9 protein-coding genes are annotated in these 9,036 nt (G+C 70.6%); all 9 read left to right on the top strand.

The genetic code is table 11. The features are described 5' to 3' along the window. Positions 1 to 189 precede the first annotated feature (189 nt). Positions 190 to 1,059: a helix-turn-helix transcriptional regulator gene (locus SACHA_RS0119445; RefSeq protein ID WP_028663362.1), complete on the top strand. Its 870-nt coding sequence runs from the start codon at positions 190 to 192 to the stop codon at positions 1,057 to 1,059. After that, entirely contained in the window at positions 1,056 to 2,501 is a 1,446-nt protein-coding gene (sufB, locus tag SACHA_RS0119440) for a Fe-S cluster assembly protein SufB (protein WP_019812449.1), read from the top strand. Before SACHA_RS0119445 ends, sufB begins: the two co-directional genes overlap by 4 nt. A gap of 1 nt (position 2,502) precedes the next feature. After that, on the top strand, positions 2,503 to 3,708 hold the full coding sequence (sufD, locus tag SACHA_RS0119435) for a Fe-S cluster assembly protein SufD (protein ID WP_019812447.1): 1,206 nt from the start codon (positions 2,503 to 2,505) through the stop codon (positions 3,706 to 3,708). Positions 3,709 to 3,762: 54 nt separating this feature from the next. After that, the gene (gene sufC / locus SACHA_RS0119430) at positions 3,763 to 4,533 is read left to right on the top strand and encodes a Fe-S cluster assembly ATPase SufC (protein ID WP_019812445.1); all 771 of its coding nucleotides are present in this window, start codon (positions 3,763 to 3,765) and stop codon (positions 4,531 to 4,533) included. Between the two features lie 22 nt (positions 4,534 to 4,555). After that, positions 4,556 to 5,860, top strand: coding sequence for a cysteine desulfurase (locus tag SACHA_RS0119425; protein WP_019812443.1), 1,305 nt, complete (start codon positions 4,556 to 4,558; stop codon positions 5,858 to 5,860). Beyond that, positions 5,857 to 6,309: a Fe-S cluster assembly sulfur transfer protein SufU gene (sufU, locus tag SACHA_RS0119420; protein WP_019812439.1), complete on the top strand. Its 453-nt coding sequence runs from the start codon at positions 5,857 to 5,859 to the stop codon at positions 6,307 to 6,309. The genes SACHA_RS0119425 and sufU overlap by 4 nt, the downstream gene beginning before the upstream one ends. Further along, entirely contained in the window at positions 6,306 to 6,722 is a 417-nt protein-coding gene (locus SACHA_RS0119415; protein WP_019812438.1) for a metal-sulfur cluster assembly factor, read from the top strand. The genes sufU and SACHA_RS0119415 overlap by 4 nt, the downstream gene beginning before the upstream one ends. Before the next feature lie 271 nt (positions 6,723 to 6,993). Continuing rightward, on the top strand, positions 6,994 to 8,556 hold the full coding sequence (locus SACHA_RS0119410) for a deoxyguanosinetriphosphate triphosphohydrolase family protein (protein ID WP_019812437.1): 1,563 nt from the start codon (positions 6,994 to 6,996) through the stop codon (positions 8,554 to 8,556). A gap of 49 nt (positions 8,557 to 8,605) precedes the next feature. After that, positions 8,606 to 9,036, top strand: a 431-nt coding sequence (locus SACHA_RS26390; RefSeq protein WP_039739946.1) for an acVLRF1 family peptidyl-tRNA hydrolase, incomplete at its 3' end; no start/stop codon positions are given.

Raw genomic sequence — 9,036 nt, 5'->3', positions numbered from 1 at the left:
CGCCCGTTGGCTCACCCGGGCCGCCGTCGCGCGGTCCGGTGTCGCCCCGGGTGCCCCCCGTTCGGGCCGCGGGCCCGCCGTTGCCGAAAACCACGCCGTGAGCGTATCGACCCGCCCGCCCGGTGAATCGGGTCACTCGACTTCGTGGCCGACTTTGCCCGCCGCGCCGAAATACGACACAATCATGTTGTGAAAAACGACGGGACGTCCGACCGGAGCAGTGGCGGTACCGCCACCGGTGGGGACGGCCCTGCCCACACGACCGCCGAGGGGAGAACCAGGCACGAGGTGGCCAGACTACTGCTGGAACAGGGGCCGTTGTCCGCGGTCGCCGTCGCCGAGCAGATGGGGATCAGCACCACCGCGGTCCGCAGGCACCTCGACGCGCTGGTGGCCGACCACGAGGCGGAGACCAGGCAGTCCTCCCGCAGGCAACGTCGGGGGCGCGGTCGTCCCGCCAAGCTGTTCCTGCTCACCGAGCAGGGACGGGCACGGTTCGGGCACGCCTACGACGATCTGGCGGTGTCCGCCGTCCGGTTCCTCGCCGAGCACGCGGGGGAGGAGGCGGTCCGGGCCTTCGCCGAGCGCCGGGTGTCGGCGTTGGTGGGGCCGCACCGGGAGGCGGTGACCCGGCAGGGCGGCGCCACCGCCAGGGCCGAGGCCCTGGCGACGGCGCTGACCAGGGAGGGCTACGCCGCGTCGACCCGTCAGGTGGGAACATCGGACGAGTCGACCGGGGCGCAGCTGTGCCAGCACCATTGCCCGGTCGCGCACGTGGCGGCTGAGTTCCCGCAGCTGTGCGAGGCGGAGACCGAGGCATTCGCCGAGTTGCTCGGCACACACGTGCAGCGACTGGCGACGATCGCGCGCGGCGACGCCGCGTGCACCACACACGTACCCGCCGAGCCGGTGGGTAGTGAAGGGAGACGTCAGCACCTGCCGCGGACGGGCGCGGACGGCGTCGACGGCACGTCCGGTGCCGCCGGCCCGCCCGGTGCCGGTGGCGCAGCCGGTGCAGATGTTGACAGCCGAACTCCGAACGGAGGGACAACCGCATGACTGCCGCTGCCGAGCAGCGCAATCCCACCGCGCCGTTGAGCCAGGAAGAGACGATCGACTCCCTGGGCAACTACGCGTTCGGCTGGGCCGATCCGGACACGGCGGGCGCGAGCGCCCGCCGCGGGATCAACGAGGAGGTCGTCACCGACATCTCCGAGAAGAAGTCCGAGCCGGAGTGGATGCGCGACGCACGCCTGAAGGCGCTGAACCTGTTCGAGCGCAAGCCGATGCCGAACTGGGGCGCGGACCTGTCGGGGATCGACTTCGACAACATCAAGTACTTCGTCCGTTCCACCGAGGAACAGGCCACCAGCTGGGACGACCTGCCCGAGGACATCAAGAACACCTACGACAAGCTCGGCATCCCGGAGGCGGAGAAGCAGCGCCTGGTCGCCGGTGTCGCCGCCCAGTACGAGTCCGAGGTCGTCTACCACCAGATCCGGGAGGACCTGGAGGCCCAGGGTGTCATCTTCATGGACACCGACACGGGTCTGCGGGAGCACCCGGAGCTGTTCGAGGAGTACTTCGGCTCGGTCATCCCGGCCGGGGACAACAAGTTCTCCGCGCTGAACACCGCCGTGTGGTCGGGAGGCTCGTTCATCTACGTGCCGCCGGGCGTGCACGTGGACATCCCGCTGCAGGCCTACTTCCGGATCAACACCGAGAACATGGGCCAGTTCGAGCGGACGCTGATCGTGGTCGACGAGGGTGCCTACGTGCACTACGTCGAGGGCTGCACCGCGCCGATCTACCAGTCGGACTCGCTGCACTCGGCCGTGGTGGAGATCGTGGTGAAGAAGGGCGGCCGGTGCCGCTACACCACGATCCAGAACTGGTCGGGCAATGTGTACAACCTGGTCACCAAGCGCGCCAAGGCCGAAGAGGGCGCCACCATGGAGTGGATCGACGGCAACATCGGCTCCAAGGTGACGATGAAGTACCCGTCGGTGTTCCTCACCGGCGAGCACGCCAAGGGCGAGGTGCTCTCGGTCGCCTTCGCGGGTGAGGACCAGCACCAGGACGCGGGCGCGAAGATGGTGCACATGGCGCCGCACACCTCGTCGACGATCGTGTCGAAGTCGGTGGCGCGCAGCGGCGGCCGCACCTCCTACCGCGGGTTGGTGAAGGTCAACAAGCGGGCGCACCACTCCAGTTCGACGGTGAAGTGCGACGCGCTGCTGGTCGACACCGTCTCCCGGTCGGACACGTACCCGTACGTGGACATCCGCAACGACGACGTGTCGATGGGCCACGAGGCCACCGTGTCCAAGGTCAGCGAGGACCAGCTGTTCTACCTCATGTCCCGCGGGCTGACCGAGGACGAGGCGATGGCCATGGTGGTCCGCGGCTTCGTCGAGCCGATCGCCCGCGAGCTGCCCATGGAGTACGCGCTGGAGCTGAACCGCCTGATCGAACTGCAGATGGAAGGAGCCGTCGGCTGACATGACGGTCGCCGAGAACAACACCGCGCCCGGCGGCGCACCCGCCGCGGGCGCCGACACCACCGCCTCCGCCGCGGAGGCGGTGGTGCCCGCCGTCTCCCGTGGGGAGCGGTTCACCTCCTACGACGTCGAGGCCTTCGAGGTCCCCAGCGGTCGTGAGGAGAACTGGCGGTTCACCCCGACGAAGCGGCTGCGGGGCCTGCACAACGGCTCCGCGGCCGCCACCGGCCAGATCACGGTCGACGCCGAGACCGCACCGGAGGTCCGGGTGGAGACGGTCGGCCGGGACGACGAGCGGCTCGGTGCCGCCGGAACGCCCAGCGACCGCATCGCCGCCCAGGCGTACTCGTCGTTCGAGAAGGCCACGCTGGTCACCGTGCCGGGCGACACGAAGGCGTCCACTCCGTCCACCGTGCGGCTGACCGGGCCGGGCGAGGGGGAGACCGCCTACGGGCACGTGCAGATCCGCGCGGAGGCGTTCGCCGAGGCGGCCCTCGTGCTCGACCACGTCGGGTCGGGCACCTATGCCGACAACGTCGAGTTCGTCATCGGCGACGGCGCCCACCTCACCGTGGTGAGCGTGCAGGACTGGGCCGACGACGCGGTGCACGTCTCCGAGCAGCACCTGCGGCTCGGCCGGGACGCCACCCTGCGGCACATCGTCGTCACGCTCGGCGGTGACCTGGTGCGGGTCAGCCCGACCGCGACGTTCGCGGGACCCGGCGGCAACGTCGACATGCTCGGGCTGCACTTCGCCGACGCGGGCCAGCACCAGGAGCACCGGCTGTTCGTGGACCACGCCGTGCCGCACTGCAAGTCGAACGTGCTCTACAAGGGCGCGCTGCAGGGCGACGGCGCGCACGCGGTGTGGATCGGCGACGTGCTCATCCGGGCCGCGGCCGAGGCCACCGAGACCTTCGAGCTGAACCGCAACCTGGTGCTCACCGAGGGCGCCCGGGCGGACTCGGTGCCCAATCTGGAGATCGAGACCGGCGAGATCACCGGCGCCGGGCACGCCAGCGCGACGGGCAGGTTCGACGACGAGCAGTTGTTCTACCTGCAGTCCCGTGGCATCCCCGAGGACCAGGCGCGCAGACTGGTGGTGCGCGGGTTCTTCCACGAGATCCTCATGAAGATCGACATCCCCGAGGTGCGGGAGCGCCTCGAGGCGGCGATCGAGGACGAGCTGCAGGCCATCGGCGTCTGAGCCGGCACGCACACCCACCCGACACACACACGCGAACGAGAGAAACGAAGAGGCATGGCCACACTGGAAATCAAGGATCTGCGTGCCGACGTCGTCACCGACGAGGGCAACAAGGAGATCCTCACCGGCGTCAACCTGACCGTGCGGTCGGGCGAGACCCACGCGATCATGGGCCCGAACGGATCGGGCAAGTCGACCCTGTCCTACGCGGTCGCCGGGCACCCGAAGTACCAGGTCACCTCCGGTGAGGTGCTGCTCGACGGGGAGAACGTGCTCGAGATGAGCGTGGACGAGCGCGCCCGTGCGGGGCTGTTCCTCGCGATGCAGTACCCGGTCGAGGTCCCCGGCGTGTCGATGTCGAACTTCCTGCGTTCGGCGGCGACCTCGGTGCGCGGTGAGGCGCCGAAGCTGCGCCACTGGGTGAAGGAAGTCAAGGACGAGATGGGCAAGCTCGAGATCGCCTCCGAGTTCGCCGAGCGGAGCGTGAACGAGGGCTTCTCCGGCGGGGAGAAGAAGCGCCACGAGATCCTGCAGCTCGCCCTGCTCAAGCCGAAGATCGCGGTGCTGGACGAGACCGACTCCGGCCTGGACGTGGACGCGCTGCGGGTGGTCTCCGAGGCGGTCAACGAGCACAAGGCGAACAACGACGTCGGCGTCATGCTGATCACCCACTACACCCGGATCCTCAAGCACATCCACCCGGATCACGTGCACGTGTTCGCGGGCGGCAAGGTGGTCGAATCGGGCGGCAAGGAGCTCGCCGACGAGCTCGAGGAGACCGGCTACGTCAAGTACATCGACAAGGCCGAGGCCGCGAGCGTTTGAGGCGGGCGGAACGGAAGAGACGATGAGCACGACGGCCCAACCGCGTCCGGTGGACGTCCCGGCGGTGCGCGCGGATTTCCCGATCCTGTCGCGCACCGTCCGGGACGGCAAGCCGCTGGTCTACCTGGACTCCGGGGCGACCTCGCAACGGCCCGCGTCGGTCCTCGACGCCGAACGACACTACGTCGAGACCGCGAACGCGGCGGTGCATCGGGGCGCGCACCAGCTCTCCGAGGAGGCCACGGACGCCTACGAGGGCGCCCGCGCCACGATCGCGCGGTTCGTCGGTGTCGACTCCGGGGAGGTGGTGTTCACCAAGAACGCCACCGAGGGGGTCAACCTCGTCGCCTACGCGATGAGCAACTCCGCCACGGCCGGTCCCGAGGCGGCGCGGTTCACGCTCGGCCCCGGGGACGAGGTCGTGGTCACCGAGATGGAGCACCACGCCAACCTGGTGCCGTGGCAGCAGGTGTGTCAGCGGACCGGGGCGAATCTGCGCTGGTTCGGTGTCACGGAGGAGGGCAGGCTCGACCTGTCGAACCTCGACGAGCTGATCACCGAGCGCACGAAGGTGGTGGCCTTCGCCCACCAGTCGAACGTGCTCGGCACGGTCAACGACGTCGAGCCGCTGGTCCGGCGGGCCCGTGCGGTCGGTGCCCTGACGGTGCTGGACGCCTGCCAGTCGGTCCCGCACCTGCCGGTGGACTTCCGTGCCCTCGGCGTGGATTTCGCCGTGTTCTCCGGGCACAAGATGCTGGGCCCGTCCGGGATCGGCGTGCTCTACGGGCGCCGGGAGCTGTTGGAGGCCATGCCTCCGTTCCTCACCGGCGGGTCGATGATCGAGCTGGTACGGATGGAGAGCTCGACCTTCGCCGAGCCGCCACAGCGGTTCGAGGCGGGCGTGCCGATGACGTCGCAGGCCGTCGGCCTGGGCGCCGCCGTGGACTACCTGTCCGCGATCGGGATGGACCGGGTCGCCGAACACGAACACGCCCTGACCGCCAAGGCGCTGGCCGAGCTGTCCGCGATCCCCGGGGTGCGCATCATCGGGCCCCCCGACACGGAGTCCCGGGGAGCGGCCGTGTCGTTCGTGATCGACGGGGTGCACCCGCACGACGCGAGCCAGGTGCTGGACAGCCTGGGGATCGCCGTGCGGGTCGGCCACCACTGCGCGTGGCCGCTGCACCGTGCCTTCGGTGTCCCGGCGACCGTGCGTGCCAGCTTCTACCTCTACAACGAGTCGTCCGAGGTGGACGCGCTGGCCGACGGGATCCGCGAGGCACAGCGGTTCTTCGGCGTCCACGGACCGGAGGGGGGTCGGTTGTGAACCTGGACTCCATGTACCAGGAGATCATCCTCGATCACTACAAGAACCCGCACGCCCGTGGCCTGCGGGATCCCTATGACGGGGAGTCCTTCCAGGTCAATCCGACCTGCGGGGACGAGGTGACCCTCCGGGTACGGCTGGACGGCGACACGGTCCGGGACGTGTCGTACGAGGGGCAGGGCTGTTCGATCAGCCAGGCCTCGACCTCGGTCCTGACCGACCTGGTGATCGGCCGGGAACTCCCGGAGGCGTTCGCCCGGCTGGACGCCTTCACGGAGTTGATGCAGGGTCGGGGCGAGGTGGAACCGGACGAGGACGTACTGGAGGACGGCGTCGCCTTCGCCGGCGTGGCGAAGTACCCCGCACGGGTGAAGTGCGCGTTGCTCGGCTGGATGGCGTTCAAGGACGCTGTGGGCAAGACGTCGACGAGTGAGGTGGAAGCATCATGAGCGAGACCGACACCGCCGACACGGCGGCCGCGCCCGAGCACCGCGAGGGCCGCACCGCGGCGGATCTGCCCGAGCAGGCGCCGCAGGGCGCCGACGTCGCGAAGATCGAGGACGTCGAGGAGGCCATGCGCGACGTGGTGGACCCCGAGCTGGGGATCAACGTCGTCGACCTCGGCCTCGTCTACGGCGTGCAGGTCGACGAGAACAACACCGCCACGATCGACATGACCCTGACGTCGGCGGCGTGCCCGCTGACGGACGTGATCGAGGACCAGACGGCGTCGGTGCTCACCGGCGGCGCGGGTGTGGTCAACGACTTCCGGATCAACTGGGTCTGGATGCCCCCGTGGGGCCCGGAGAAGATCACCGACGACGGCCGCGAGCAGCTCAGGGCCCTCGGCTTCACGGTCTGAGCCCCTGGCGAGTCGCCGCTCCGTGCGGGCGAGTCGACACAACCGGACACCAGCTACCCGGACGCGGGCACGGGATGCCACAGTCGTGGTGTTCTCGTGCCCGCGTCCGTGTGTGGTCCGCGGGCACCCGAGGGTGCCGTGGTGCGTGCGTCGCCCGCTCCCCAGCATCCGGGAACGCCGACTCGCGGATCTGAGGTGGCGACTCGCGGAACTCGGGTGGCGACTCGCCGGCGTGGAGTGGCGACTCGCGGGGGTCGGTACCGTGGCGGGTATGGGATCGGGTGTTCAGCGGCGCACGGGACGGCGGGAGGATGCGGCCGAGGCGGGCGGGTTCGCCGACCTCGCCACCGACCCGTTCCGCGCGGACCGGGACCGGCTGGTGGCCTCGCCGTTCTTCGCCCGGCTGGGCGGGGTCACCCAGGTCGTCAGCGCGAGCGGGTCGGCGCTGCTGCACAACCGGCTCACCCACAGCCTCAAGGTGGCCCAGGTGGCCCGGTCGATCGCCGAGCGGATCACCGGTGACGAGTCGGGCGAACTGGTCGCGAAGCTCGGTGGGTGTGCTCCGGACGTGGCCGAGGCCGCCGCGCTGGGGCACGACCTCGGCCATCCGCCGTTCGGTCACCTGGGTGAGCAGGTGCTCGACCGGATCGCCCGCAACCGGTACGGACTGGCCGACGGTTTCGAGGGGAACGCCCAGACCTTCCGCATCGCCACCACCACCGAGGCCGGCGGCCCCACGCCGAAGGGACTCAACCTCACCGCGGCGACGCGCGCGGCGCTCGCCAAGTACCCGTGGGCCCGACTGCACCGCCCGTGTCCGCACCCGTCCGCGATGCCGACGCCGCCGCGCGGCGCCGCCGAGCCACCCGAGGCGCCCGGCACCGGCTCGGCGAAGTTCTCCGCCTATCTGACCGAGTTGGACGAGCTGGAACAGGCGCGGGCGCCGTTCGCCGACCGGATCGAACCGTGGCAGCAGACGGTCGAGGCCTCGGTGATGGACCTGGCCGACGACATCGCCTACGCCATCCACGATCTGCAGGACTTCCACCGGATCGGGGTGTTGCAGCACGCGGAGGTGGCCACCGAGCTGGGACGCTGGCTCGACTCCGCGGGCGAGTTGGCCACGCTGCCGGACGCGGAGCTGCGGGAACGGCACCGCAGGCCGGGACGGTCGTTGGAGCACCTGCGCCGCAGGATGCACGAGAAGGACTCGTGGATCACCGACGACGACGCCTTCGCGGACGCCGTGGCCCGCGTACGCGGTGAGCTGGTGGACGAGCTGCTCGGCGTCCCGTTCGACGGCTCGGTGGAGGCCGAGCAGGCCACGGCGACGTTCTCGGCGCGCTGGACCGCCCGATTGGTGCGCGGAGTGCTGGTGACGCCGTCGCCGTCGACGCGGACCGGGCACGTCACCCTCCGGCCCGCGCAGTGGCACGAGGTGCAGGTGCTGAAGTTCGTGCACCGCCTGTTCGTGTTGCAGCGTGCCGACCTCGCCCTGCACCAACGGGGCCAGGCCAGTCTGGTGGCGAATCTGGTGGACGCGCTGGACGGGTGGCTGGCCGACCGGGCGGAGGCGTCCCGGCTGCCGCGCCGGTTGCACGATCTGCTGGAACTGGCGGAGGACCAGTACACCGCGCTCGCGCGGACCGCCCCGGAACTGCTGGTCGGGGCGACGGGGGAGCCGGTCCGGGGCGCCGACGCGGTCCGCGGCCTGGCCCGCGGCCGCGCGGTGATCGACTTCGTGGCGTCGTTGACCGACAACCAGGCCCAGGGAATGCTCGATGCGATCACCGGCCGGACCGCGCAGCCCTGGTCGGAGCCGTCGGTGTTGTGAGATCGCGCGGCCCGTGGCGCGGGCCGGGCCGAGCGAAGGGACGGGCGGTATGGCGCGGACCAGACAGGCCCCCGGCGGAGGCCGGGCCGTCGAGGTGGAGCCGGAACGGCTGCACCGCTGGTTCGAGCGGTTCGCCGAGCGCAACGACGGCGTCGTGGGTACCGTGCTCGGCCCGCACGAGGTGGTCGTGACCGGGGGAGACGGCACCACCGCCACGGTCACCGTCCCGTTCGGGCCGCTCGGACAGGAGGGCGTGCGGGACGGGCTCGCCGTCGACGCGCTGGTGGAACACGCTCTGCGGTCCCGGCGGATCGGACTGTTCCTGGTGCGGCTCGGGGCGCACAGCGTCGGGGTGGCCGAGAACGGCCGGGTCACCGTCTCACGCACCGACCGGCACCTGGTGCAGGGCCGCAGCGCGGCGGGCGGGTGGTCGCAACAACGCTTCGCCCGCCGTCGCGGCGGTCAGGCCCGGCAGGCCCT

Origin of the sequence: Saccharomonospora halophila 8 (assembly GCF_000383775.1) — a bacterium.
In the GTDB taxonomy this organism is placed as follows: domain Bacteria; phylum Actinomycetota; class Actinomycetes; order Mycobacteriales; family Pseudonocardiaceae; genus Saccharomonospora; species Saccharomonospora halophila.
This window is presented reverse-complemented; position numbering and strand designations above follow the sequence as displayed.

What these genes read in the sequence shown, in the direction of transcription:
- sufB (WP_019812449.1), top strand. Translation starts at nt 1,056, where the DNA reads ATGACTGCCGCTGCCGAGCAGCGCAATCCCACCGCGCCGTTGAGCCAG.
- sufD (WP_019812447.1), top strand. Translation starts at nt 2,503, where the DNA reads ATGACGGTCGCCGAGAACAACACCGCGCCCGGCGGCGCACCCGCCGCG.
- sufC (WP_019812445.1), top strand. Translation starts at nt 3,763, where the DNA reads ATGGCCACACTGGAAATCAAGGATCTGCGTGCCGACGTCGTCACCGAC.
- SACHA_RS0119425 (WP_019812443.1), top strand. Translation starts at nt 4,556, where the DNA reads ATGAGCACGACGGCCCAACCGCGTCCGGTGGACGTCCCGGCGGTGCGC.
- SACHA_RS0119415 (WP_019812438.1), top strand. Translation starts at nt 6,306, where the DNA reads ATGAGCGAGACCGACACCGCCGACACGGCGGCCGCGCCCGAGCACCGC.
- SACHA_RS0119410 (WP_019812437.1), top strand. Translation starts at nt 6,994, where the DNA reads ATGGGATCGGGTGTTCAGCGGCGCACGGGACGGCGGGAGGATGCGGCC.